The organism is Winogradskyella bathintestinalis (genome assembly GCF_030407435.1).
In the GTDB taxonomy this organism is placed as follows: domain Bacteria; phylum Bacteroidota; class Bacteroidia; order Flavobacteriales; family Flavobacteriaceae; genus Winogradskyella; species Winogradskyella bathintestinalis.
The window spans coordinates 171,939-197,063 of sequence record NZ_JASDDK010000003.1 but is presented as its reverse complement, the minus strand read 5'-3'; the positions used below and the strand labels follow the sequence as shown (position 1 = coordinate 197,063).

The window sequence follows — 25,125 nt, the reverse complement described above, 5'->3', positions numbered from 1 at the left end:
GTATGAAAAGATTATCAACCATTTTCTTTTTAATGCTGTCTCAGTTTTGTTTTTCTCAGAATAAAATGCTCGACTCGTTAGAAAACGTTATCAACAATTATAAAGTTGAAGACACTACTTATGTGAACTTAAGAATTAAATATACGGCAAGGAAATTGTTTCTAACACCTACTGATACAACTTGGATTGATTATATAAATAAAACGTTAGATATTTCTAAACACCTCAATTATCCTAAAGGAATTGCTATTTCATATAACAATTTGGGAATCATCCATCATTATTTTAAGTCTGATCCTTTAGAAGGTCTTGACTATTACCAAAAGAGTTATGCTATTTTTGATAATGACCCCAAATTCAATAAATATGCCTTGAGCGTTCTTACTAATATTGGGCTCATAAGTTTGGAGCAGCAAGAGTATGACAAAGCGTTGAGTAGCTTTAGAACATTATTGAGTAACCCCGAAAATAAGACTAAATATATAACGGAATTCTACATTGCAAATGTCTATGGCGATCAAAAAAAATTAGACTCCTCGATGTACTACTATAAGAAAGCACTAGTTGGTTCAGAAGAAAATAAGCAACTACTCTATATTGCAAACATAAAAACGAATTTAGGTTTAATACAAACTAATGCAGGGTACAGTGAAGAAGGTTTAAAAAACACCACTGAAAGTCTAGATTTAATCGAAGAACATAATATTGAAACTTTACGCGTTCCTGCTTACATAAATGCAGCGGAAATCTATCTGAAAAATGGGGATATTGAAAAAGCAGAATATTATGCGCTTAATAGCTTAAACCTAAACGAATCATTGAATAATTTATACACAGAAAAAAGTGCTTTGGCCACACTCGCTAACGTTTATACTGAAAAAAAAGACTATAAAAATGCATTATTAACTTATCAAAAACATATTGTACTCAGAGATAGCTTGATAAATGCAGATCGAAAACTCGAAATTTCTCGAAAGCAAATTCAGTATAAAGCTGATAAAGATCGTGCTATATCGCAAGTAGAAATTGAACGTCAGAAATCGATCAAAAATGCTTCTATTGTTGGTGGATCTGGACTTGTGTTAGCTTCCATAATTGGATTTGTACTATACCGAAGAAAACAAGATGCCGTATCTAAATCTAAGGAAGCCGAGTTTAATGCTAAAGTTTCAGACACTGAACTAAAAGCATTACGCTCGCAAATGAATCCGCATTTTATATTCAATTCCTTAAATTCCATTGGTGATTATATCTTAAAAAATGACACACAATCGGCTAGTGACTATCTAAGCAAGTTTGCTAAACTGATGCGACTCACATTGGAAAATTCAGAAAAAAAAGAGGTTTTTTTAAGTGATGATATTTCGCTCCTTAAAACATATATGGATATTGAGCGTAAACGTTTCAACAGTACGTTTAATTATTCTATCGAGGTTGAAGCGAACTTAGATCCTAGCAATATTTTAGTACCACCAATGATTCTTCAACCATTTATTGAAAATAGCATTATTCATGGTTTGTCTCATAAAGATGAACCGGGACGTGTAAAAATTTCATTTAAGGAAGAAAGTGACATGCTAATTTGTAGCGTGGATGATAATGGTGTTGGCCGTAATCAATCGGTTACACCCGAAAATAAAAAATCGATGGGAATCGCAATCACCAAAAGTAGAATTGAAATTATTAATAAATTAAAAAACACCAACGGTACAGTTAAGATCACTGACAAACCGAAAGGCACAAGAATAGACGTTTCACTACCAATGCAACTGGCCTACTAATATGATATCAACTATAATTATTGAAGATGAGGCACATTGCTCGGATCGAATTTTAAACCTCATTAATCAACATCCAAACATGTTTAAGGTACTTAAAGTTATAGATAATATAGACGACGCCCTTGAAATGGTACCCAAATTGCAACCAGAATTAGTGTTTTTGGATATAAGAGTAAATGATAAGACCGGATTCGATTTTTTACAAAACTTAGCTTCTGTTAATTTCAAAGTTATATTTACTACCGCATTTGATAACTTCGCTATAAAAGCTTTCAAATTTAGTGCTATAGATTATTTATTAAAACCGATTGATACTGATGATTTTAATGATGCGGTAGCTCGACTAAAAAAAAATATGTCGACCTCTAATATGGAGCAGCAATTTCAGAATTTGTTCAGAAATTTAAAACCAGATCAGAAGAAAGTGATTACCATTCCGTCCTTAACCGGTTTCGAAACACTTAAAATTGAAGATATTATACATATGGAAGCAGATACCAGTTACACTCATATATTTACGAAAACCCAGAAAATCCTAGTCTCCAAACCTATAAAGTTCTATGAAGATTTATTGGCTAATAATTCATTTTTTAAAACGCATAAATCGCACTTAATTAATCTAGAAAACGTAAAAAAATATTATAAGGGTAAACAAAGTTATGTACTTATGTCCAACGATGCTCAAGTTCCTATTTCGGTGCGGCGTAAAGAAGAATTTTTAAAGCAGTTTAACTAATATGTTTTTCAATATCTTTTTGCTTAATTTCTTTTCTTGCCTTAGGGTGTTTTCGTAAATATTGTAGCGAAGCGTTTAATTCATAACCTAAAAGTAAAATATTAGAATTCAACCACAAATACAATAACAAAATTAATAAGGCGCCAATAGAACCATATAACTCGTTATATTGAGAAAAATTTTCAATATAAATACCAAATAAAAATGACGTTAACATTATTAATAACGTTGTTAATAGAGCTCCAACGGAAAAAAACTTTGAATTCTTCCCCTCTTTAGTTCCAAAATAATATAATGTTGCTGTAGCTAAATAAACCATTATTACAAAAAACAAATATTTTGCCAAAATAATCCAGCCCAATCCTTTATCGTCTTCTGCAAATGCATTACCGCTTAAACTTTCATAAAGCGGTTGTATAATATAAATTTGAAAATAACCAAATACGGCAACGGTTAATAACAAGAGAAACGCTAAAATCAAGGCTACACCAAGGGCTATACCGTACTGTTTAAACACATTGCGATATAATTGCTTGTGGTACGAAGTTTCAAAACCAGAAAAAACAGCATTTACTCCGTTTGACATTAAAAATATTGATAATAAAAACACCGAAGAGATAATACCTCCACTTGAATTACTACTCATATCTTGAAAAATACTATCAATAAAAAACTCTGAAGTTTGTGGTGGTAAGATGGATCTTAAAAAACTTAAAAATTCTATCTGAAATCCATCTATCGGTATATGAGGAATTATAATAATTACGAATAATAAAAACGGAAAAATAGCCGTAAAAAAACTAAATGCAATTGCACTAGCTCTAGTTGTTAACGCACCATTTACAATACCCATAATGTAAAGCTCCAACAAATCGTAAATTGATAGACCTTCAAACCCTGGCAGTTTAATCTGTTTAAAAAACCGCATCAAATGATTGATTACTGGAATTTTATCAATTTTATCTTCTACAGGTTTGGACATGAAAGAAATTACGAATTACGATGTACGATTTATGATTTGTGATTTGTGATTTGTGATTTGCTTATTCTATATTTTTTATTCACTAAATAGGTACTTAAAATTACAACTGAATACAGCCAAATAATTATACCGCTTTCAAACTCAAATCCATATTATAGACAGAGTGCGTTAATGCGCCAGACGAGATATAATCTACTCCACATTCAGCATATTTCCGCAGTGTATTTTCGTTGATGCCTCCAGAGGATTCCGTTAAGCATTGGTCACCAATAAGCTTCACCGCTTTGCGTGTATTTTCATAATTAAAGTTATCAATAAGTATGCGATAAACGCCTCCAGAGGCTAAAATCTCTCTAATTTCTTCGAGATTTCTCGCTTCAACTATAATTTTTAAGTCACGATTGGTATCTTTTAAATATTGTTTCGTAAGGTTAATAGCTTTAGTTACTCCTCCTGCAAAATCAATATGATTATCCTTAAGCATTATCATATCGTACAATGCAAATCTGTGATTTTCCCCGCCGCCAATTTTCACTGCCCATTTTTCAAGCGCTCTGATTCCTGGTGTTGTTTTGCGGGTATCTAATATTTTTGTTCCGGTTCCTTCTAATAATTTCACAAACTGATTTGTTTTAGTCGCAATAGCACTCATACGTTGCATAGCATTTAACACTAAACGCTCAGCTTTAAGAATAGATTGCGATGCTCCTTCAACATAAAAAACTATATCTCCTTGATTTACTTTTTCGCCATCTGAGATTAAAGTTTCGATTTTCATATTGTTGTCTACATAAGAAAATACTTGTTTAGCAAATTCTACGCCAGCAATAATTCCTTTGTCTTTTACCAACAGTTTTGCTTTACCTTGTGCCGAAGCCGGAATACAGGCTAACGAACTATGATCACCATCGCCAACATCCTCTCTAATGGCATTAGAAATTATAAGTTCTATTTCTTTATCGAATTGTGCTTTTGAAATCATCTAGACATTTATTTAATGTAAAAATAGGAATTGAAAGATTAATAATATCAAAAACTAAATATCAAATTCCAAAAAATTATAACTTTGAAACATGAATATAAAACTTATAGCCATTGGCAAGACCGATAACAAGAATATGCAAGCCTTAATTACGGATTATACTAAACGTCTTGGGTTTTATATTAAGTTTGAATTTGAAGTGATTCCAGATTTAAGGAAAGTTAAAAATTTATCCGAAACACAACAAAAAGAAAAGGAAGGGGAACTGATTTTAGCTAAAACGCAAACTTCTGATGTACTTATTGTTTTAGATGAAAATGGTAAACAAACTGATTCTGTTGCCTTTTCAAATTACTTACAAAAACACATGAATTCTGGTATAAAAACCTTGATTTTCATCATTGGTGGTCCTTATGGATTTTCGGACGCTGTATATAGTAGAGCCAATGGTAAATTGAGTTTGTCTAAAATGACGTTTTCACATCAAATGGTGCGTTTGTTTTTTATTGAGCAATTGTACCGCGGTTTTACAATTCTTCGTAATGAACCTTATCATCATCGATAATTTTTCATGGTATGTGTGCCACCTTAAGAAATTCTGATTATCGCTTTTTTAAAGTTAACGTTTACTACATTCAATCACAGGCTCTGCATAATCAAATAAAAAAAAGTCTCAGTCGCAATCTCAGCACTTCAAAAAATTGAGTCTACTGCTGAGACTGCAACTAAGAACTTAGTCTAATGTGTTTTATAAACTTCCTTACGTTTTTTTAGCTGTCTAATTAAGTCGTCAATAGTTTCATTCATTGCCATTTCATAATTTTTTGCGTTAGACGTTGCAAATATTCGTGGGCCAGGTAAACTTAATTCTATATTACATATTTTACCAGCCTCGTGGTCTTTTTCATCTTGTTTAAAATAGACTTGAGCTGAAATTAAAAACTCAAATTTATTAGCTAATTTTTCTAGTTTTTCTTCCGTTAATCTAGAAAGCGTATTACTTGTATCGATGTTTACATATTGAAAATTTACCGTCATAATCTATCGTATTTAAATGAATAATTCTTTTGTCTAAGATAAAGGATTATAGATATTACTAGACTGATAAATATCATAAATAATTGATAAAAAATTAAATTATTGATATACGTATGGTTTGCAATACTTAATTAATATTAACTTCTAATAAATTAAATAAAAATGAATACTTATGCATTAGTTTCTGTGTAAAATCTTGATTATTTAATGCTCCACCATGCCCGGTGCCTTCCACGATAAAAATTTCGTATAGCGATTCATTACTCCCTTTTTCTTGCAAATTAGCTAAGAATTTATAGGAGTGAAATGGCGGAACCCTATCATCATTTTTACCAACAATAAGTAAAACATTAGGATATTTTACACCTTCTTTAATATTATGCATTGGCGAATAAGACTTTAAATTTTGATAATCTAATGTGTCCTTCACGGTCCCAAACTCATTTCTATTCGTATTAGCTGAGCCTACCGTAAAATTCTCAAACCGTAACATATCAAAAGCGCCTGATTCTGCTATTGCAACCTTGAACAATTCTGGTCTCTGAGTAATAGCAGCACCGACAAGTAATCCGCCATGCGAACTTCCATTAATTGCCAATTTATCACTATTTGTATATTTTTCGGTAATAAGAAATTCTGCTGCCGCAATAAAATCATCAATGGTATTTTGTTTATTTAATCGTCTGCCTGCAAGACTCCAATCTGTACCATGTGCTCCACCACCTCTAATATTAGGCACTGCGAGTATACCACCATGCAACAACCAAAGTGTTAATGATTCATTAAAGTTTGGGACTACGGTATTGCCATAGCCTCCATAACCATATAATAATGTTGGATTTTCACCATTCAACTTTGTATCCTTTGCACATGTTATATACATAAGTACTTCTGTGCCATCTTTCGATTTGTATTTAACATACCTTGTTTCTAAACGTTCTGGATCATAAGGCACACGTAATACTTGTGCAGGCTTGAAAGTAAGATCTGAAAGGGACAATTGAAACCATAATTCTGGATGAAAAAATGAAGACACACTGAAATCTGTATGGGTAGCATTATCCTCATGTTCATAAAAATGATTTATTTTTTTACCTTCAGGGAAATCAATTTTTCTTAAAAGCTGCCCATTTAAATCAAATATCATTACTAGGTTTTTCCCTTCCTTGGCATACATACAGGCAATTTTGCTACTTCCTAGTTTATGTACTGAAATTAATTGCAAATCGTACTCAGGCACTAATTCTGAAACTTTATTTAATTCTGTAATATTAGATTGAAGCACTCTACCATTAGGTGCCTGCCAATTGGTACTCAAGATAACCGTATCATTTTTAACTTGCTCAATATTAACATAGATCGATTCTGAATTAGGGTACAATAAAAAATTCGATAAATAAAAGGATTCCGGCTGAATATGTGCAACCGACAAAGCTTTGACTATCTGTCCTCTAACATTGTAATAATGTTTAAAAAACAGTTTATCATTTTTTTCATAATACTTAAATGTGTTTGCGCCCGAAACATCAGGGTTTTGGTACAACATTCTGTCTTCAGATTGCTTATTGTCTAATTTATGATAGAATAACTTTTGACCTTTAGCTCTATCCAATAACTCCCGCCCTTCCTTTGGAGTTTCAAAAGCATTATAAATAACATCTCTTCCCTTCCAAATGATGCCATTACCAGCCCTAATGTTCGTTAATTTGTTAGCAAATTGTTCGCCCGTTAATAAATCGAAAAAATACACCTCTCTCCAATCACTACCATTATGCGATAGTTCAATAGCCACTAAATTAAAGTCTTCATTGAGATAACGTTTAGTAATACTTACATTGTCATCTTTGTCTAATCTAAAATCTTTTAGGTTTATTAATTTTTTATAATTTTTAGCTCCACGTAATCTATAATTTAAATCATTTGCGCGTTTCGAAGAGGTGTGCGTATATTTAAATTCATATTTAGATTTTAAACTATCGGATTCCTTTTGGTATGATTTTTTTTGTTCAACCTTTGTTTTATTATACATTGTAGACAATTGCGCTTTTAATCTCCACATTTGTACATATTTTTTATGTTGTCTGGCTGTTATTTTATTTTGAGTTTTTATCCAATTTTCTAATCTCGGATCGTTTGGGTTTTCCATCCATTGGTAAGAATCCATAACATGATCATCAAAATAAACATCAGTTATGGAATCTTTTGAAACATCTGGATATTTAAACGTTTGCTGAGCATTACTGTAGCATACAGTGCCTAATATTAGAATTAGAGAAAAAAATGGCTTCATTAATATTTTTTTTAATTGGAATGCTAAATATATGATTTTTGGTAGTTAACCCTTATTTTAGATTATTTCTTTTATGACCACTAAACCGGTAACCCAAAGCTAATTTTGCATTAGTGAGGTTTAAAAGGTATTTATTCCCATAGTCTAGATCAGTGGAGTACATGCCATTACTATAAGTTAGGTTGACATAAAATTGATTAAAACTGTAACCTACTCCCATTGAAAAATCTAATTTATACAACATAGGATCAGCTGGTTTATAACCTCCATTTGGTAAGTTAATTTTTTTAGCCATAAATCCGATTCCAGGTATTATATTAACTGTCGCAACAATACCTTCAGGAAGTTTAAAATAAGAAATAAAACCAGCCAAAACCCCAAATGATAAACCTTTATACCTTTCAATATTTCCCTCTTCATTAAAATAAGGACTGATATTTTCTGATAAAATACTGGAGTTTGCAGAAAAATAATCAAAGCTAGCAAAAGCACCAACACCGCCCGTTATAATGATATTTCTATGCCTTTTTTCAGACAAACCTGCTTTTAAAAGGGCGTAAGAAAATTCAATACCATCGAAAGTGTATAAATAATTAAAACCAATACTAACTGAACGCATATCACTTCTAAATATAAATGGCTCGTCGATATTATTTTTAGCCGTAAAACCTTTATAGCTTTGTCCGTAAAAATTTATATAATGTCGATCTTTTATAATGGTTGTACCTTGTAAATCGAACTTTCGGGTTTCCTCTCTATTCGGATTCTTAAGATTAAAAGCAATATCTAAAATTATTTTTCTGTTGGCAAAACCGAAACCAATGCCATGCCTATTATTAGGCACAAATCTTATCTTAGAATCCTGGTTTTTAATATTAAATTTGTTCACTTTAAAATTCGTAAATAGACGAACGGAATAATTTTCAATATTCCTATCAATAAGTAGAGAATCTAATTCATCAAAATTTTGTGCACTTATTGTCAAAACATTGTAACAGCATCCTAAAAGTAAAAGGCACTTTAATAATAAAGTCTTTTTAAATATTGTAGGTTTTAGCAATAGATATGTGTTTAGATTCATATTTTTACAAAGCAGGTATATAAACAAAGCTACATTAATATCATTACATTATGCAACTCGTTTTCGCTACAAATAACTTAAATAAATTAAAGGAAGTACAAGCTATTTTACCACCACATATTAAACTTTTAAGTTTGAATGATATTGCCTGTCTTGAGGATATTCCTGAAACACAATCTACTATTGAAGGTAATGCTGTACAAAAAGCAGATTATCTAAAAAAACAATATGGTTACGATTGTTTCGCCGATGATACAGGTTTAGAAGTCGAAGCTCTAAATGGCGATCCTGGTGTGTTTTCTGCGCGTTATGCGGGACCACAGCGCAATGCTGAAGATAACATTGATAAACTACTCAGCGAACTTAAAAATAACACCAATCGTAAAGCCCAATTTAAGACCGTAATTGCTCTACATTATAAGGGTAAGCTACACACATTTACTGGAATATGTAAAGGTGAAATTACAAACCAAATACACGGAGACGGTGGTTTTGGTTACGATCCTATTTTTAAAGCTGAAGGTTATGATAAAACGTTTTCGGAAATTTCTTTAGACGTAAAGAATAAAATTGGGCATCGTGGAAAAGCCGTTGCGCAACTGATTGATTTTTTGAATCCAGTTAATTCTTGAAAACAATACAGACCTGTTTCTTTTCTATGTAGTACATTTGTAAAGCAACCAACTTTAACTTGAATTCAAATCGACTATATTTTATCGATGCCGTAAGAGCATTCGCCATCTTAATGATGCTGCAGGGCCATTTTATTGATACGCTACTCGACACTTCTTATAGAGAACAAAGTAATACCATATTTCAAATTTGGGAATATTTTAGAGGAATTACCGCACCTACATTTTTTACTATTTCTGGACTCATTTTTTCGTATTTACTAATTAAAGCAAAAAAAGATGGAAATAGTAATGAACGTATGCGAAAAGGCATTAGACGAGGAGTAATGCTAATTGGAATAGGATACCTTCTACGTATCCCTATTTTTGAATGGTTATTAGGGATTTTCAATAATTATTTTTTTATTATAGACGTCTTACAATGTATTGGTTTATCGCTTATTCTAATTGTGATAATTTACAAACTAACTTTAAAAAAGACGTTGATTTTTTCGATTATTATGTTTGCTACGGGCTCCATAATATTTATTAGTGAACCACTTTATCGTTCTTTACAATTACCTCAAATACCTATAGTTTTGTCTAATTATTTATCTAAAGCTAATGGTTCTGTCTTTACTATTATACCGTGGTTTGGCTATGTTGCATTTGGAGCATTTATTTCCACATTATTTTATCGATATGTGGAGCGACCTAAATTTAAATTGGCTATTGTATCTAGCTTTTTTATAGTGGGAATTATGCTCATATTTAAATCATCTTGGTCATTTATGGAACTGTATAAATGGTTAGATTTTTCAATTTTTAAAGATGTGGCCTATTATAATTATTTGTTTACACGCTTAGGTAATGTTTTAATTTTATTCTCTTTATTCTATTTAGCAGAACGCTATATTAAACAGCCTCTTATCTTAAAAATTGGTCAAAAAACGTTATCAATATATGTCATTCATTTTATTATTATCTACGGCAGTTTTACAGGTTTAGGTCTGCATCAAATTATTGGCAGAACGTTATTACCTTGGCAAGCCATAGTCGGAGCTATAGTCTTTCTTTCTTTGGTCTGCTTTATTTCGTTTTATTATGCTAAAACCAATGCGTTTGTATATTCTAATTTGCAAATAGTTATGAATAAAATTAAGCGTTATTTAGATTAGAGCCTTAGTAATAAGAAGTGCCTCTTTTGCTAAATTATAAAGAGATTATAATTAATATTTGAAGTGTGAATGGTATTTTAGAATATACAAATGACGCTGGTGTATTATAGATTGAATCTATTAATTGGCATTGAAATCAGTACAACCATGCGTTTTTATTTTTATCAAAGGCATAGCGATATATGCTTGAGCTAATAAATTATTTTAAAGTAAAAAAGCCATCTAATTAAAGATGGCCCTTCCTTCCCTTCATAACAATCAATTCCCCATTCAACATAAATATTGAATGAATATAAATCAATAGCACAATACTTACGTATTTTTGTGAGGGGTGGTTTTTAAAAACGTAAAAATTTTTATACCTAATGAAAAATACAATTGAAAAATTCTACAATGCATTGAATAATTGTGATGGTAAATCTATGGTTGCTTGTTACCATGATGATATAATTTTTGAAGATCCCGCCTTCGGTATTTTAGAAGGTGAACGTGCTAAAGCCATGTGGTTAATGCTTTGCGAAACTCAAAAAAATAAAGCATTTAATGTTGAATTTTGTAATGTTGAAGTTAAAGAAAACAAAGGTTCAGCAGATTGGGAAGCGATTTATACTTTCAGCAAAACAGGACGAAAAGTTCATAATAAAATTAATGCTTCTTTTGTTTTTAAAGACGATTTAATTATAAAACATACCGACGAATTCAATCTTCATAAATGGGCAAAACAAGCCATGGGAATAAAGGGTATATTCTTCGGTGGATTGCAGATATTCAAAACAAAACTTCAGAACCAAACCAATGTGCTTTTAGATAATTATTTAAAAAAATAAAAAAGCTAGCTAACACAAGTTAAGTTCAGGTATGAAGTTTTTAATCTGTTTTTATTAGATATCAATTAGTAGTGGTTGAAGCTAAATATTTTAAATATTTAATAAGGTATGGAAGTATTCCAACAAATGATTGAATTCTAATATTTATAATAATCAAACCTAGTTTCATTTATAGATTAACAAATTCTCCAATACTTTTTCTAGAAGTATTTTCTATATTTTTTTTGCTATAGGTACGTAAAAATCCTCTACAGAATCTGGACTTCCATTTTTATATTTTTCTCCCATCACTTGATAATGCGGTCGATTATCTATTTCATAGCCTGAATTTGGCAACCATTCGGTCATAATTTTTTGATATGTTTCCGAAGCATTCATTCCTCTGTGAATAAAGACGGCATACTTTCCTTCTGGAATAGTAAAAAGCTCAAATTCCTTTGGAATAGCATCAAAATTTGAAACATCCATACTTGCCCAAATCGTATATTCACTAATATTTTGGGCATTTGTATGCTTAGGAAAAACTTGTATTGCTATTTTTTCCTTATAATCAGTGTCTATTATGGCACGCATCCTTGTCATAAATTGTTTCCAAAGTTGTGCTATTTTATGATGTTCATTTTTATTGATACTAGAGGATATGCCTATTAGTTTTTTCTCTGAACATTGCTTAATTTCTGGATTCATTTAGTTTGTATAATATAAGACATCATTTTTTTTTTCATTTATAAAGGTATAAAAAAAGCACAAGTAAAAAATACTTGTGCTTTTGAGAGTTCGTAACAAACACCAATCTATTATTAAAACTAATTCTAATCCTAATTTAAATATATTGTCATTTTACCTACGGAATTTTTTTATGATTGTTTTTTATGGACAATATTCAGTAAACCCATTTATTTTTAATTATCCGTCAAATTTAGAGCGCATAAAAAAGCCATTATAGCAATACTATAATGGCTTTAATTATTTTAATTTAAAATGTTATGCTTGTTTCACTTTAACAGCATTCATCCCACGTTGTCCTTTTTCTAACTCAAACGTTACTTTATCATTTTCTGCAATATCATCAATGATACCACTGACATGCGTAAAATGTTTTTCGTTTGTTTCGGTATCAATAATAAATCCGAAACCTTTAGAACTGTCGTAGAAAGAAACTTTTCCTGTTCTAACTGGATCAAAAGGATCTTCATCTGACTCCTCTTTTGTAGGTACACCAAGAACAATGTTTTTAGCTTTAACTTTAACCTTCATTGCTGGATCTGGTGGTGTATCTGTAAGATTCCCATTATGGTCTACATAAGCCAAAGGGATACCGCCTGTTCCGTTTTCTTCTTTCTCGAGTTTACGCGCTTCCATTTTCTTGCGCTTGTCTTCTCGTTTTTTTAATCGTTTTTTTTCTTTTTCACTTTTACTAAAAGTCTGTTGTGATTTAGCCATTCGTAGTTTTAAAAATTAATATGTTTGTGTGCTTTTGAAAATATTTATAATGCAAACCAAGTTAATTAACTTAACAATGAATAGTATTAAAATCTAGTACAATAACTTATGAGAACTGTTATTTGTGTAGTATATCTTCAATAAACTAATCACAAAGATACAATTTCTATACCAAATATTATAATTAACGCATCTCGACTTTTTATTTTACCTAAAAAACTTTAATATAAATACATAATTCAGTTAGGCTTTTATCATCTTATCAGGTTATTTTGTTAATATAAAATCAGTTATTTCGGATTAAAAAGTACATTAATACGTTCGATAGCATCTTTGTAATGATATTTCGTTTCTGTATTTACATTCAGTTTTGATGCAGCGTTAAGCATATTCTTAACTATATTTAACTCACCTCTCACTATAGCTCTAACATCTGATTGATTAACATTAAAATATTGTCTACTTCTTTCTGGATCTAAATCTTCCGTCATTAATTTAGACATCGCATCTAAATAAGAACGTTGAAGATTTCTTCTAAATACCGAAACATCTTGTCCGCTCCTAGTTTCTGACCAGATTCCTTTTCTAATATCTTGTAACATTTCTAGTGCAGAATAATTTTTAGAATCTAGAGCGTTATGATCAATGAGACGTCCTAACCGTTCAAAATTTAATAAGTTATTTAAATGTCGCGATTGAAGACGGCGAATGCGATCAGTATAACCAGCATAATCTATATTTTGAAGAATCGATTTTTCAATTAACCAGCTTGGGGTTTCAAAAGCATTATCATGTAACCATTCTATAGCCGATTGCTGATAAGTCTTTGAAACCGGATTATAAACAGCACCATCTTGAGATGGAGTTTTAGTATCCTCCACTACTCCGCCTACATGTGAAACAACATGCCCAACATAACGTCCCCAAACACTTAACAATTCGCCATAAAGTTCTTCAAGATCTTCGTATTTATCCGTTTTATCACTGGTCCATTGTGGTAAATTCTTAGAAACAATCTTCAAATTTTTTAAACCATACGTACTAGCTTTTATGCTGTTATTTCCAATATCTTCAGTTTGTGCTGTAGGATCAAATCGACTACTTTGTTTTCCGAATTTATAAATAGGGTTATTTGATTTCTCCAAAACCCAACTGTTCAAAATTTCTTTTTCATCATCAGCAGACTTTGCGTTATCTATATAACGGTAACCATAATTTATTGCATAATCATCATAAGGTCCTAATTGTCTAATAAATCTAATGTTTTCATCGCCAGGTTGTGCAATATAATTATAACGTGCATAATCCATTATGGTTGCGGCAATCCCATTTTTTTGCGTAAAATCGCCATTTCTATAATTTTCCACATCATAAGCATAACTTGCACTCATATTATGTGGTAATCCCAAGGTATGCCCAACTTCGTGTGCAATTACCATTTTCATCATTTCTCCAATCTCTTTTTCTGGAGTATTTAAAGTTCTAGCCGATGGGTTTGCAGCTCCTGTTTCCAATAGATAACGATTTCTGTATGAGCGCAAATGATTGTGATACCAAATTATATCGCTTTCAATTATTTCCCCACTTCTAGGATCTGATACACTTGGGCCCGTAGCATTTCTTGTAGTACTGGCAACATATCTTACAACAGAATACCTAATGTCTTCTGGGCTAAAATCAGGATCTTCTTCTTTTGTTGGAGGATCTTTTGCGATGATGGCATTTTTAAATCCTGCAGCTTCAAAGGCCGTTTGCCAAAGTTCAATGCCTTCTTTCATATACGATCTAAATTTCATGGGTGTGGCAGGATCTAAGTAATAAACAATGGGTTTAATAGGTTCTACTAATTCTCCACGTTTATAAGCCTCAATATCTTTAGGAATTAATTTCCAACGTCTTAAATATGTTTTTCTATCAGCTTTTAATTCTTCACTACTATAATCATATTTGCTTAAGGTAAACCAGCCTACACGTTCATCAAAAAGTCGTGGTTGCATAGGAACCTTCGGTAACAAAATCATAGATTGATTCATCTGCACACTTATGGTTTCATCGCCTGTATTAACTGGTGGTTTAGACGCATTGTATGTAAAATCTTGTTTAACTTCTATATTTTCGGGGAAACTTTTCATCGAATTAATAAAACTTCTAGATTTGTCTAAATTCTTTACTTTATAAGTGGAACGTAAACGAGAACCTAAACCACTAATAGATTTTACATCAGTTCCGTAAAAACTAGTAACATCGATTACGACCGTAGTCGAATCCTCTGAAAATGCTTTAATATCGAATGCATATAAAGTAGGTTCGTAATTATTGGATTTTACAGAAACGTTAATGGGTAAACTATCAGCGGCAACAGCACTTGACGACTTCTCTTTGATTAAAATTTTATTTTTAAAACGCTCCCAATTTATCATCCGGGTATTGGTTTTTGTTCCTGCATTAACATAGCCACCACCTAGATTTGATGGTAATTTCGCAAACCGACTTACTAATAGCATATCGGTATTGAGATGCTCCATAGGTATTTCAAAATAGTACTTCTCACCAATTACATGAACATCAAACAACCCTGTATCAGTTACGGCATCTTTTGTTATAATTTTATTATAATCTTTTATTCCATTAGTTTTATTTTTAGGATTTTTGGAAGTGGTCTGAGTCGTTTTGGAACTATTGTTTTGTTTGCCGGTAGATTGTGCTGTGGCACAAGAGAGCACAATAAATGAACAGAGTGCTAGAATTAGAATTTTTTTCATAAATTGATGTTTAATAATTGAAAAGTATGCATAAAGATAATTAAAGAATTTTATTATCGTATAATTTCTTAAAAGCTGTTAAAAACCACGCTTTTTATCTAATTCTAACATATTTTTGTACAAATTTAGAACGATGCGACTATTAATGCCAATCTTTAGAATTACTGCCTTATTAGAAGGGGTATCCTATCTCTTATTATTGTTTATAGCGGTGCCTATAAAATATATGAATAACGATCCCCAATATGTAAAAATGCTAGGAATGCCACATGGAGTTTTATTTATAGCTTATATTGTAATAGCGGTAATTATTAGTAGCGATTTGAAATGGAACAACAGAACTTTATTCACTGTTTTAGCAGCATCCATCATTCCCTTTGGAACCTTTTATGTAGATAAGAAATTTTTATCTAAAAAGAATGTCTAATATTCGACACTTTATTTTCGATTTTCTAGTAGAAAAAGGACTATCAGAAGATACGGCTAGCTATATTAATATGCTTATTTTATTATGTGCCGTAGTGTTTTTTGCTTTTATAATAGATTATGTGACAAAACGGTTACTCTGGAGGTTTTCTGCAGGTGTTGCTAAACGCACAAAAACTAATTTTGATAATATACTATTAGATAATAAACTTCCTAGAAATATTGCACATATTATTCCTCTGATTATATTAATTGAGTTTGTGCCTCAAGTATTTTCCGATTTTAGTTATGCCGAAACGATCATTCAAAAAACGCTGATGGTCATTGGTATAATACTAACGCTGAGCATTATAAGGAGTATTCTTAAATCTATAAAAGATTATCTTAAAACAAAATCCCAATATAGAGATAAACCAATAGATAGCTACATTCAGGTATTTATGATATTTGCTTGGCTTATTGGTGCCTTTTCTGCTATTGCGATTATTACGGGTATATCTTTCGTAAAATTTGCAACTACCCTAGGTGCAGCATCGGCAATCATTATCCTCATTTTTAAAGATACTATTCTCGGTTTTGTAGCCAGTATCCAAGTTTCCATAAATGACATGGTTCGGATTGGAGATTGGATAACTTTTGAAAAATATGGTGCCGATGGTGATGTTATCGAAATTAATTTGGCCACCGTTAAGGTACAGAATTGGGATATGACCATTACAACGATTCCGACCTACGCTTTAATTTCAGATTCTTTTAAGAATTGGCGTGGTATGAAGGATTCTGGAGGTCGTCGAATTAAAAGATCCGTTATTATAAAGGTTTCTACTATAAAATTTTTAGATGCTGAAGATATTGAAAAACTGAAAAAAATTCAATTAGTTTCAGATTATATTGAATCCAAATCTAAAGAAGTTATAGATTACAATATCGCACACGGAGCAGACAAATCGGTTTTAATTAATGGCATTAATTTAACCAACTTTGGGGTGTTTAGAAAATATCTTCAAACTTATATCGAAAAACACTCGGCGATTAATGAAAATATGACTTTAATGGTGCGCCAATTAGAACCGACCTCACAGGGAATACCTATGGAAATTTATTGTTTTAGTAAAGATCAACGTTGGGAAAATTACGAATTTATAATTGGAGATATCTTTGACCATGTTTTAGCAGCCGTCAAGTATTTTGAATTAGAAATATATGAATTGTCCTTAGGTAAATAAACCAATTAATTACTTAATCGGTCCTTTACAAACTCAACTTCAGTTTTATTATGCGGTTTTGGGTTACCATCAGCACCCAGATTAACCATTATAATATTATCTACCGTAAGAATCGTTTCTCTGGTCATTTTATTACGAACTTCGCATTTTAAGGTAATTGACGATTTTCCAAACTTAGTTACTTCAATTCCTATTTCAATGATGTCACCTTGTCTAGCAGAAGCCATAAAGTTAATTTCAGACATGTATTTGGTAACAATTTTAGAATTTTCGAGTTGAATAATAGTATAAAGTGCGGCTTCTTCATCGATCCATGCTAGAAGTTGTCCTCCGAATAATGTACCATTTGGATTTAAATCTTCTGGTTTTACCCATTTTCTGGTGTGAAATCTCATCATATATCTTGTATATTTAAAAAATTAATTCTTTATAATTTACCGCTTTAGAAATACACTCTGTATTTCCAAGATAATCTTTACCTCTCAATTTATTTACCGTGTGTGCTTTTAATTCAACGCTAGGTGAAGCTTCGGTAATTTCTTTAATTTTTAATTTATCATCGTTATTAACGATAGGTTTTAGCCATTCATCTTCTAATTTTTGAGACAGAATCAACGGCATTCTTGGCCCTTTTAATTTGGGGTTATTATGTATTTTAGACATTAAAGAATTACCCTTTGTGGTTACTATTGAAAATGTTGTCATCTTACCACCATTTGCAGGATTCTCCCATTCATTCCAAAGACCTGCTAACGCAATTGGCTGTTCATCTTGTCGTTGAATAAAGAAAGGATATACTTTATTATCGAAGTGGTGATGTTCATAAAAACCATCGATATAAATCAAACATCTATTGTGTAATGCTGCGGTTTTAAAGGACGGTTTTTCAAATATCGTTTCACCTCTCGCATTCAATGTTTTATTCCATATCGATTTTATTTGATCTTGATCTGAAATCCAGGGCGGAACCATTCCCCAAGTTGCAACTATAGGATAATCCGTTGAAGCGTCTGGGTATATAAGCATTTCTGGATGCTTAAAACCAGATGCATGGAAAATTGGTAAATCCGTATAAGGAATTAAATTTTCAATAATTTCTTCAATAGCTCTTTTATCACCTCGCCTTTTTGCCCTTTTTAATTGAGCTTCGTAACTTGCTTTGATATCGTAGCACATAATTTTGACCAGATTTATTAGTTCTACACATCGTCAGTATAAGAAAACCAATTTAATTAATACATGTCTTATACTAAAAAGAGATAAAAATTGGCACTTAAAAAATATTAGTGTCTGATTAACTGCTCATTTCAAAATTATAGATAATTACCCGAAAAAGATAAATCTTAGGATAAAATTATTAAAGTGCTAAAACGGATAATATTACAGCATAACTTTTAATGCTTAAAAAAAAAATAAAGGTTTTGTAATTATTCCATGAACATTTAGATAAGTCATTCACCATCATTTTATTCAACTTTAAAAGTTGAATTGGCAGAAATCGTTTTGTTTTCTATGTAGGATTGAACTAAAACAAAAGAAATTATAATGCGTGGTGAATATTTAAACTTTTCTATAAAAAAAAACTGAATGATCATTTTATCATCCAGTTTATTTCTAAAATAATTTCGTTTACCGCTTCAAAGTAAAATACGCTCGAAATTCTTTACGTTCTCCAGTCAAAGGCTCGTTATATTCTACTGTAAACCAATAACTATTAGTTGGCATAGCATTACCATTATATATACCGTCCCAGCCTAAACCTGTGGGACTTATCTGCTTCAACAGCTTTCCGTAACGATCAAAGATGTAGATTTTTGCAGAACCATCGATACCATCGATATTCCATGTTTCGTTCTGGCCATCTCCATTAGGCGTAAAATATAACGGGTAATCAATGATAAATACGGATTCGGTAGTAGAACCACAGCCGTTTTTGTCTCTTGCTATGATATGATGCTGGCCTGGTGATACGCTATTAAATAAGGTTTCATCTTGCCATGGGCCATCATCGAGACTGAATTCATAATCACCAAATTCATCTCCCGATATCACTTCCACTTTTATAACATGGTTATCCGCAAAAGCTTGTGATAGTAGAGTAACGGAAATGTTTGGAGGGCCGCTTTCGTGTACCTCTGCGCTATCCGTATTAAAACAATTGGTAATCAAATTGGTAACGTCGACACGATACGTACCTCCTTGGCTGGGCATTAGACTCGGTCCAGTCTCACCTTTCAGTTCTGTTTCATTAAAATACCACACAAAACTATAGTCCGTTGCAGACAAGTTCGTATCTATAACCAATGTATCCAAAACTTCACTACCGTTCGTGTTTACACACAAGGTATAACTATCATCCAAGTCGAATTCTGGCAACTGACTGACTTTCAGCGTTATTTCGGCTAAAGCATAGCAAATGGACGTGTCCTCTCCTGTTATTGTATCTGGCGTATCATTATCCACCCTTGCATAGATCACTTGTGGATTTACTACATTTTCATACAAGGTTGGTAATGGATTGACATTATTATTTGCATCATCTTCGGTAGCATAATAAGTCACCATATAATTTAATGGATTTTGGCCGTCTAACACCTCTGTGTCTTTTATTGCTAAATTAAATTGTGCACTGTCGTTGGCTGGATTACCGTCCGTTTCCATATTGCCATCACATGTCTCGTAAAGTATCGCATCCATATTAGGATTGGCCTGCGCTGCTTCTTGAACCTCGAGCGTAAACAGCTGTGAGCTAACAAAACATTCGGTATCGCTATTGGTAATCCTTACATGGATTGTTTGCAAGTTCATGGTGTTGATATATGGACTTACCACGGCGTTCATGCCTTCATCCGCATCGGTTTGACTTTCATGGTAACTCACTATAAATTGTGAGGGATCCTGTCCGTTCAATACTTCGGCGTCTTTGGTCTTCAAGTCAAAATTGGCGATGCCGTCGGTAAAAAGTTCGCATTGTATAAAATCCGTGATTGCAACCACTTCTGGCAATGGATTAACGATTAAAGTAAAATCCACAATAGTAAAACATTCAGTAATGTTGTTGGCAACACGTATATAAATTTGTTGAGGAGTACTTGTATTTTGAAACTGTGTAGGATCAGTTATGGCATCGAGTCCTATCTCTGCTGCTTGGTAGCTATCGTAATAACTTGCGGACACATTTGCTTCCCCATTGAACACTAAAAGTTCATTGGTCGTTAAATCAAATACCTCTTCCATATCTCCAGTATTTTCAACATCACATAATTCCAAATCTGGCAATAGCGCTGTTGGTGTTGGGTTAGGTATTACGCGGATGGTCAGTGTAACCATATCCGTACAACCCGTATCAGTATCAGTTACAACAGCGATTAAGGTTTGTGGATTGGCTTCCGCAGTACCTATGGCTGTGTTGGTATAAGCTTCTGCATTTACAGCATCGGTTTCATCTTGTGCATTAGCCAATGTTTCATAATAAGCAACACTCCAGCTCCCTTCACCTCCTGTGATTTCATCGTTTTTAACGGTCAGGTTAAATGTCGTAATTTCATCGGCAATGTCATCATCACATAGTTCCAATGGTGATGGCTGTATGGCTTCTGGTGGTAACTCTACGCTAATTTCGAAAGAACCTAAATCAGAACAAACGTTATTATCGTTTTTCAAACGAACAAAAATGGTCTGTGGATTAGCAGTATTAGTGTAACTTGCAGGGGTTGATATCGGATTATTTCCTAATAATGCATCAGCCTGTGAAATATGATAGGTTAGATTAACATCGGTTTGATTTCCTATAATTTCTGAATTTTTTAAAGTCAAATCAAATTGTGCGAAACCATTGGCATCTGTATCACATATAGTATATGGTTCTATATTATTTGGTGCTTGTGGTATTTCTAAAACACGAATAGTCATTGTTTTGGAAATATCATAACAACCTGTTACAGTGTTAGTGGCTCGGATATAAATGGTTTGTTCATCAATTACAATATTGGTATATGGACTTGCAATAGCATTGCTGCCAGTATTGGCATCTTCTAGAGTTTCGTGATACGTTATTTCAATATCTAATTCCCCGCCCATAATTTCAATGGTTCTATCTTCTAAATTAAATTCGGTAAATCCATCTGCATCATCGTCGCAGAGTTCTAAATCCATTGGGGCTGTTGGGGACGGAATTGGCCTTACCCGTAATGTTAATAATGATGTATTAACACAACCAGTTTCAGAATTGATCGCTTTTACAAATATAGTTTGTGGGTTTTCGATATTTTCATAAGGACTTGAAAGCGGATTGGTATCAGCATCTAAATCAGCTTGTGTTTCAAAATACGTTAAATCAATGCCAGATTGCCCGTTGAGTATTTCATTTGAAGCATCTTCCAACGTGAAGGCTTCAATTTGATCACCCGGATTATTATCATCACAAAGCATTAAAGGTACGGTTTGAACCAATATAGGAATTGGATTTACGAGTAACTCTAATGTTGTCAATTTATAACAGCCTGATACATTATCTTCTACCCTAACCCATAAAGTTTGATTAAAATCATCACTATTAGTATAGTTCGTTTCATTCATTATAGCATTTAATGCCTCATCCGCATCGGTTTCGTTCAGATAAAATGATACGGTATATAATGTTGGGTCTGCTATATTCTGAAGAATCTCAGAAACTTTGCTCGTAAGGTCAAACTGCCCATAACCATCTACTGAGCTGTCATCGCAAATCTCAAAAGGTTCGGGTGCTGTACCTCCCAACTGTGGTGTTTGGTTAACAATAATCTCCATGGTCACTATGGTATCACAATCCGTAGAAATCGTGGAACTTTCCACACGAGCATAAAGTGTTTGCGAGTTTATCACAATATTATTGTAAGGACTTGATACTGGGTTGACGTTGTTATCGGCATCTGCCATCGTTTCGTGGTAACTAACCGTTAATGTCGCATCGCCACCTGTTATCTCATCATCCTTACTCGTTAAGTCAAAGGTTCCGAAACCATCGCTATCGGGATCACAGAAATCTAAAGGTGTCGGATCGTTTGCCACCGGTGCTTGTTGTACAAGCAGTTCTAAAGTTGAAAAATTAAAACATTCCGTAATGGTATTTTCTACACGGACCTGTAGAATTTGTCCGTTGCTGGTGTTAGTATATAACGTTGGCAGCGCATCTGTTTCTGAAATTGCATCTGCTATAGTTTCATAATAACTTACCGAATAGTTGGGATTATTTCCTGTTATTTCAGCATTTTTAATACTCAGATCCATTTCAGTAAGACCATCTGGATTTCCGTCATCACAGACTTCTAAAGGTGTTGCCGCTATTAAGGTTGGAAGCGGGTTCACTATAAGATCGAAAGTGGTAGTTGTAAAACAATCAGTGTTCAGATCATTTTCTGCACGAACATATATGGTTTGATTGTTACTATCATTCGTATATAAACTTGGAAGAGAACCGTCATTGTTTTCTGCATCGGTTTGTGATTCGTGATACGTTACAGTAATTCCAGTCGCCCCATTTAATATTATTGGTGTTTGATCATCCAAATTAAATGATGCCAAACCATCGTTGCTAGCATCATCACAAGTTTCAAGTGCTTCTGGAGTGGTAATAATTGGAGTATCGAATACTTCTAAATTTAATGTAGACGTGTTATAACAATCAGTTCCATTAGCATCAGTATCAACACGAACATAAACGGTTTGGTTATAAGGATCTGTATTCTCAAATGCCGTTGGGTCTGTAATGAAAGGCATTCCCGCATCGGCTTCTGCCAATGACATAAAATAAGAAACTTGAACAGTAAATGTGTTTCCTGCGATGACCTCAGCTTCGGCTTGAGTTAAATCAAAAGTTCCGATTCCTAAATTATTCGTGTCACATGATATTAAAGCTGTAGCCGTATTAGCAATGGGTGCGCCAACAACTTGTAAGCTCATTGTAGTAAATGCGGTGCATCCCAAATCGCTTTCAACACGAACAAAAATAATTTGATTCGGGGAAATGCTATTATATGGAGATGTCAAAGCATCAGTTGTATTTCCTGCTTCGGCTAAAAACTGTGTAGCGTAATAAGTAACTGTAACATTGGGTGCGTTATTGGAAATAGCTGCACTTTGATCGTCTAAATTAAATGGTGCGGAATTAGGATTAATTCCATTATCACATGCCAATAAAGGCTCTGGATCTATAACGGTTGGCAACGAATTCACCATAATGCTTTCCGAAATATTTAAGATCTGTTCACAATTAGATGGTGCTGCACTGGTTACTGAAATAATTTCAATACTAGTATTGATGTTTAATGCAGGCAGTGTTAGCGTGAAATTTCCTAAGGCATCTAAATTAAAGTTTTGAGTAACCCCACCTTCTATAGCATAAGAAATTGTGGCATTAGGATCACCTGAAAACTGTAGCTCACCATCATCTCCTTCACAAATTGGCGAATTATTAACTATGGTTGGTGCTGTATTGGAACTTACGGTGACCGAAGCCATGTCGGTCAATACCTGGGAACAAACTACAGTATCTGTTGCACTCAAAATTTGTGCATCCTCTAGATTAAATACCGTATCTATGGTTGGGTTTTGAACTAAGGTCGCCGTACCTGTATTATCAATAATAATTTCTTCCGTTGTGCCACCATTTATATTATAACGCACCATAGAATCTGGTGTAGCCGTGATGGTAAATATCACTTCTTCTCCTTCACAAATGGCGGCACTCGACGCTACTACTGCAGCTGTAGGGATCGGTGTAACCACTAAATTAAAATCAACTAAAGTATAACAATCGGTGACTCCAGATTTTACTTTGGCATAGATTTGCTGCGGATTGTCAGTATTAGCGTATATTCCAGGTAATTCATTAATATCGTCTGTGGCGTCCGCAATTGTCTCGTAGAAGTCTATGGTAATATCTGATTCTGCATTGATACTCGGTTTTAAACCGTCAAGATTGAATACAGCAATATCTGGATTACTGCTGCATTGCTTAACATCTTCAATTTCATTAGCTTCTGGTGGAGCGGGAAAAGCTCCAGTGCCTTCTGTAGCTGTTCCTGTCCATTCCAACTGAAATCCACCTTCACCTGCTGGTCTATCAATAACGATAAAATAAGATTCGCCGACTTCGACATTTAACCAATAGACATAACCATTTCCATTAGCACCAGGTCCTGTTTGGGTTAACGTTGTACTTCCATTAATTCCTGTTCGGTTATCGGAAAGTCCTGCTGCATTTGGGTTTGTAGTGGCACAACGGATTATAGGCCCCAAACTAGAACACACGCTATTCGCCTCGAATACCCAGAAATCATAATCGACCATAATGTCTGGATCATCAGGAATGAGATTAAAGCCTAAAGTCCCTGCCTGAACTATATTTACTTCTAACCACAATGAGTTATGCTCAAAACCTCCACAACCGTTGATCTCAAAATCATCACCAGATCCTGTTGCATTAGATGAAAATGTACCGTTACCACATATTACTACAGCATCAATACAATCATTTGGTTCTTGTGCTTGTAGGTTTGAAAAAAGTACTATACAAATTATTAAGAGTAAAATCTTCTTCATTTATTATTTTTATGCATCTGCCTAACAAACTGACTTTAATGCTTCTAATTTTTTAAAAGGTCAAAGTCTTGTCTGTTGTGTTTTACTTTTTTATAGAAACTAAAATTCAATTTTTATCAATCATCAATTGATATAAAAGTATATGATTCAAATCTTTTCTAAAAAAAATTTGCCTGTTAAT

The 25,125-nt window shown here is 33.0% G+C and carries 19 protein-coding genes; 8 read left to right on the top strand and 11 right to left on the bottom strand.

The window, feature by feature from the left end:
• Nucleotides 1–2: 2 nt before the first annotated feature.
• Together QMA06_RS10315 and QMA06_RS10310 are read left to right on the top strand one after the other, a co-directional pair.
• Nucleotides 3–1,781, top strand: coding sequence for a tetratricopeptide repeat-containing sensor histidine kinase (locus QMA06_RS10315; RefSeq protein WP_290206771.1), 1,779 nt, complete (start codon nucleotides 3–5; stop codon nucleotides 1,779–1,781).
• A 1-nt stretch (nucleotide 1,782) separates the two neighbouring features.
• Nucleotides 1,783–2,517: a LytR/AlgR family response regulator transcription factor gene (locus tag QMA06_RS10310; protein ID WP_290206770.1), complete on the top strand. Its 735-nt coding sequence runs from the start codon at nucleotides 1,783–1,785 to the stop codon at nucleotides 2,515–2,517.
• Here the strand turns inward: QMA06_RS10310 and QMA06_RS10305 are convergent.
• Together QMA06_RS10305 and nadC are read right to left on the bottom strand one after the other, a co-directional pair.
• Complete coding sequence (locus QMA06_RS10305; protein WP_290206769.1) at nucleotides 2,510–3,499, bottom strand: YihY/virulence factor BrkB family protein; 990 nt, start codon at nucleotides 3,497–3,499, stop codon at nucleotides 2,510–2,512. The genes QMA06_RS10310 and QMA06_RS10305 overlap by 8 nt on opposite strands.
• 124 nt (nucleotides 3,500–3,623) lie before the next feature.
• Nucleotides 3,624–4,481: a carboxylating nicotinate-nucleotide diphosphorylase gene (gene nadC, locus QMA06_RS10300; RefSeq protein WP_290206768.1), complete on the bottom strand. Its 858-nt coding sequence runs from the start codon at nucleotides 4,479–4,481 to the stop codon at nucleotides 3,624–3,626.
• A 91-nt stretch (nucleotides 4,482–4,572) separates the two neighbouring features.
• Here nadC and rlmH point away from each other — a divergent pair, with 91 nt between their 5' ends.
• Nucleotides 4,573–5,046, top strand: a complete 474-nt coding sequence (gene rlmH, locus QMA06_RS10295; protein ID WP_290206767.1) for a 23S rRNA (pseudouridine(1915)-N(3))-methyltransferase RlmH — start codon at nucleotides 4,573–4,575, stop codon at nucleotides 5,044–5,046.
• Nucleotides 5,047–5,219: 173 nt separating this feature from the next.
• On the opposite strand, the gene QMA06_RS10290 is transcribed toward rlmH, so the two are convergent.
• The 3 genes from QMA06_RS10290 to QMA06_RS10280 all read right to left on the bottom strand — a co-directional run bounded on the left by QMA06_RS10290 (nucleotide 5,220) and on the right by QMA06_RS10280 (nucleotide 8,890).
• On the bottom strand, nucleotides 5,220–5,519 hold the full coding sequence (locus QMA06_RS10290; RefSeq protein ID WP_290206766.1) for an HPF/RaiA family ribosome-associated protein: 300 nt from the start codon (nucleotides 5,517–5,519) through the stop codon (nucleotides 5,220–5,222).
• Between the two features lie 127 nt (nucleotides 5,520–5,646).
• Entirely contained in the window at nucleotides 5,647–7,809 is a 2,163-nt protein-coding gene (locus tag QMA06_RS10285) for a prolyl oligopeptidase family serine peptidase (RefSeq protein WP_290206765.1), read from the bottom strand.
• 52 nt (nucleotides 7,810–7,861) lie between these two features.
• Nucleotides 7,862–8,890, bottom strand: coding sequence for a DUF4421 family protein (locus QMA06_RS10280; protein WP_290206764.1), 1,029 nt, complete (start codon nucleotides 8,888–8,890; stop codon nucleotides 7,862–7,864).
• Nucleotides 8,891–8,940: 50 nt separating this feature from the next.
• On the opposite strand from QMA06_RS10280, the gene QMA06_RS10275 reads away from it, so the two are divergent.
• The 3 genes from QMA06_RS10275 to QMA06_RS10265 all read left to right on the top strand — a co-directional run bounded on the left by QMA06_RS10275 (nucleotide 8,941) and on the right by QMA06_RS10265 (nucleotide 11,506).
• Nucleotides 8,941–9,522, top strand: coding sequence for a non-canonical purine NTP diphosphatase (locus QMA06_RS10275; protein ID WP_290206763.1), 582 nt, complete (start codon nucleotides 8,941–8,943; stop codon nucleotides 9,520–9,522).
• Nucleotides 9,523–9,581: 59 nt separating this feature from the next.
• Nucleotides 9,582–10,679: a heparan-alpha-glucosaminide N-acetyltransferase domain-containing protein gene (locus QMA06_RS10270; protein WP_290206762.1), complete on the top strand. Its 1,098-nt coding sequence runs from the start codon at nucleotides 9,582–9,584 to the stop codon at nucleotides 10,677–10,679.
• Between the two features lie 365 nt (nucleotides 10,680–11,044).
• A complete protein-coding gene (locus tag QMA06_RS10265; RefSeq protein ID WP_290206761.1) occupies nucleotides 11,045–11,506 on the top strand; it encodes a nuclear transport factor 2 family protein in 462 nt (153 codons plus the stop codon).
• Between the two features lie 213 nt (nucleotides 11,507–11,719).
• Here QMA06_RS10265 and QMA06_RS10260 read toward each other — a convergent pair whose 3' ends face one another.
• The 3 genes from QMA06_RS10260 to QMA06_RS10250 form a co-directional block, all read right to left on the bottom strand.
• Nucleotides 11,720–12,193, bottom strand: a complete 474-nt coding sequence (locus QMA06_RS10260) for a GyrI-like domain-containing protein (RefSeq protein ID WP_290206760.1) — start codon at nucleotides 12,191–12,193, stop codon at nucleotides 11,720–11,722.
• 297 nt (nucleotides 12,194–12,490) lie between these two features.
• The gene (locus tag QMA06_RS10255) at nucleotides 12,491–12,949 is read right to left on the bottom strand and encodes a cold-shock protein (protein WP_290206759.1); all 459 of its coding nucleotides are present in this window, start codon (nucleotides 12,947–12,949) and stop codon (nucleotides 12,491–12,493) included.
• Nucleotides 12,950–13,239: 290 nt separating this feature from the next.
• Nucleotides 13,240–15,711 carry a zinc-dependent metalloprotease gene (locus tag QMA06_RS10250; protein ID WP_290206758.1) on the bottom strand — a complete coding sequence of 824 codons (2,472 nt, stop codon included), beginning with the start codon at nucleotides 15,709–15,711 and terminating at the stop codon, nucleotides 13,240–13,242.
• Nucleotides 15,712–15,844: 133 nt separating this feature from the next.
• On the opposite strand from QMA06_RS10250, the gene QMA06_RS10245 reads away from it, so the two are divergent.
• Together QMA06_RS10245 and QMA06_RS10240 are read left to right on the top strand one after the other, a co-directional pair.
• Nucleotides 15,845–16,138: a DUF3817 domain-containing protein gene (locus tag QMA06_RS10245; RefSeq protein ID WP_290206757.1), complete on the top strand. Its 294-nt coding sequence runs from the start codon at nucleotides 15,845–15,847 to the stop codon at nucleotides 16,136–16,138.
• The gene (locus tag QMA06_RS10240; RefSeq protein WP_290206756.1) at nucleotides 16,131–17,363 is read left to right on the top strand and encodes a mechanosensitive ion channel family protein; all 1,233 of its coding nucleotides are present in this window, start codon (nucleotides 16,131–16,133) and stop codon (nucleotides 17,361–17,363) included. The genes QMA06_RS10245 and QMA06_RS10240 overlap by 8 nt, the downstream gene beginning before the upstream one ends.
• Nucleotides 17,364–17,368: 5 nt before the next feature.
• On the opposite strand, the gene QMA06_RS10235 is transcribed toward QMA06_RS10240, so the two are convergent.
• The 3 genes from QMA06_RS10235 to QMA06_RS10225 form a co-directional block, all read right to left on the bottom strand.
• Entirely contained in the window at nucleotides 17,369–17,758 is a 390-nt protein-coding gene (locus QMA06_RS10235; RefSeq protein WP_290206957.1) for an acyl-CoA thioesterase, read from the bottom strand.
• A 16-nt stretch (nucleotides 17,759–17,774) separates the two neighbouring features.
• Nucleotides 17,775–18,539, bottom strand: coding sequence for an SOS response-associated peptidase (locus QMA06_RS10230; RefSeq protein WP_290206755.1), 765 nt, complete (start codon nucleotides 18,537–18,539; stop codon nucleotides 17,775–17,777).
• Between the two features lie 453 nt (nucleotides 18,540–18,992).
• A complete protein-coding gene (locus QMA06_RS10225) occupies nucleotides 18,993–24,944 on the bottom strand; it encodes a T9SS type B sorting domain-containing protein (RefSeq protein WP_290206754.1) in 5,952 nt (1,983 codons plus the stop codon).
• Between the last annotated feature and the right edge of the window lie 181 nt (nucleotides 24,945–25,125).

Coding starts and splice junctions, on each gene's coding strand:
- QMA06_RS10315 (WP_290206771.1), top strand. CDS start 3: ATGAAAAGATTATCAACCATTTTCTTTTTAATGCTGTCTCAGTTTTGT.
- QMA06_RS10310 (WP_290206770.1), top strand. CDS start 1,783: ATGATATCAACTATAATTATTGAAGATGAGGCACATTGCTCGGATCGA.
- QMA06_RS10305 (WP_290206769.1), bottom strand. CDS start 3,499: ATGTCCAAACCTGTAGAAGATAAAATTGATAAAATTCCAGTAATCAAT.
- nadC (WP_290206768.1), bottom strand. CDS start 4,481: ATGATTTCAAAAGCACAATTCGATAAAGAAATAGAACTTATAATTTCT.
- rlmH (WP_290206767.1), top strand. CDS start 4,573: ATGAATATAAAACTTATAGCCATTGGCAAGACCGATAACAAGAATATG.
- QMA06_RS10290 (WP_290206766.1), bottom strand. CDS start 5,519: ATGACGGTAAATTTTCAATATGTAAACATCGATACAAGTAATACGCTT.
- QMA06_RS10285 (WP_290206765.1), bottom strand. CDS start 7,809: ATGAAGCCATTTTTTTCTCTAATTCTAATATTAGGCACTGTATGCTAC.
- QMA06_RS10280 (WP_290206764.1), bottom strand. CDS start 8,890: ATGAATCTAAACACATATCTATTGCTAAAACCTACAATATTTAAAAAG.
- QMA06_RS10275 (WP_290206763.1), top strand. CDS start 8,941: ATGCAACTCGTTTTCGCTACAAATAACTTAAATAAATTAAAGGAAGTA.
- QMA06_RS10265 (WP_290206761.1), top strand. CDS start 11,045: ATGAAAAATACAATTGAAAAATTCTACAATGCATTGAATAATTGTGAT.
- QMA06_RS10260 (WP_290206760.1), bottom strand. CDS start 12,193: ATGAATCCAGAAATTAAGCAATGTTCAGAGAAAAAACTAATAGGCATA.
- QMA06_RS10255 (WP_290206759.1), bottom strand. CDS start 12,949: ATGGCTAAATCACAACAGACTTTTAGTAAAAGTGAAAAAGAAAAAAAA.
- QMA06_RS10250 (WP_290206758.1), bottom strand. CDS start 15,711: ATGAAAAAAATTCTAATTCTAGCACTCTGTTCATTTATTGTGCTCTCT.
- QMA06_RS10245 (WP_290206757.1), top strand. CDS start 15,845: ATGCGACTATTAATGCCAATCTTTAGAATTACTGCCTTATTAGAAGGG.
- QMA06_RS10240 (WP_290206756.1), top strand. CDS start 16,131: ATGTCTAATATTCGACACTTTATTTTCGATTTTCTAGTAGAAAAAGGA.
- QMA06_RS10235 (WP_290206957.1), bottom strand. CDS start 17,758: ATGAGATTTCACACCAGAAAATGGGTAAAACCAGAAGATTTAAATCCA.
- QMA06_RS10230 (WP_290206755.1), bottom strand. CDS start 18,539: ATGTGCTACGATATCAAAGCAAGTTACGAAGCTCAATTAAAAAGGGCA.
- QMA06_RS10225 (WP_290206754.1), bottom strand. CDS start 24,944: ATGAAGAAGATTTTACTCTTAATAATTTGTATAGTACTTTTTTCAAAC.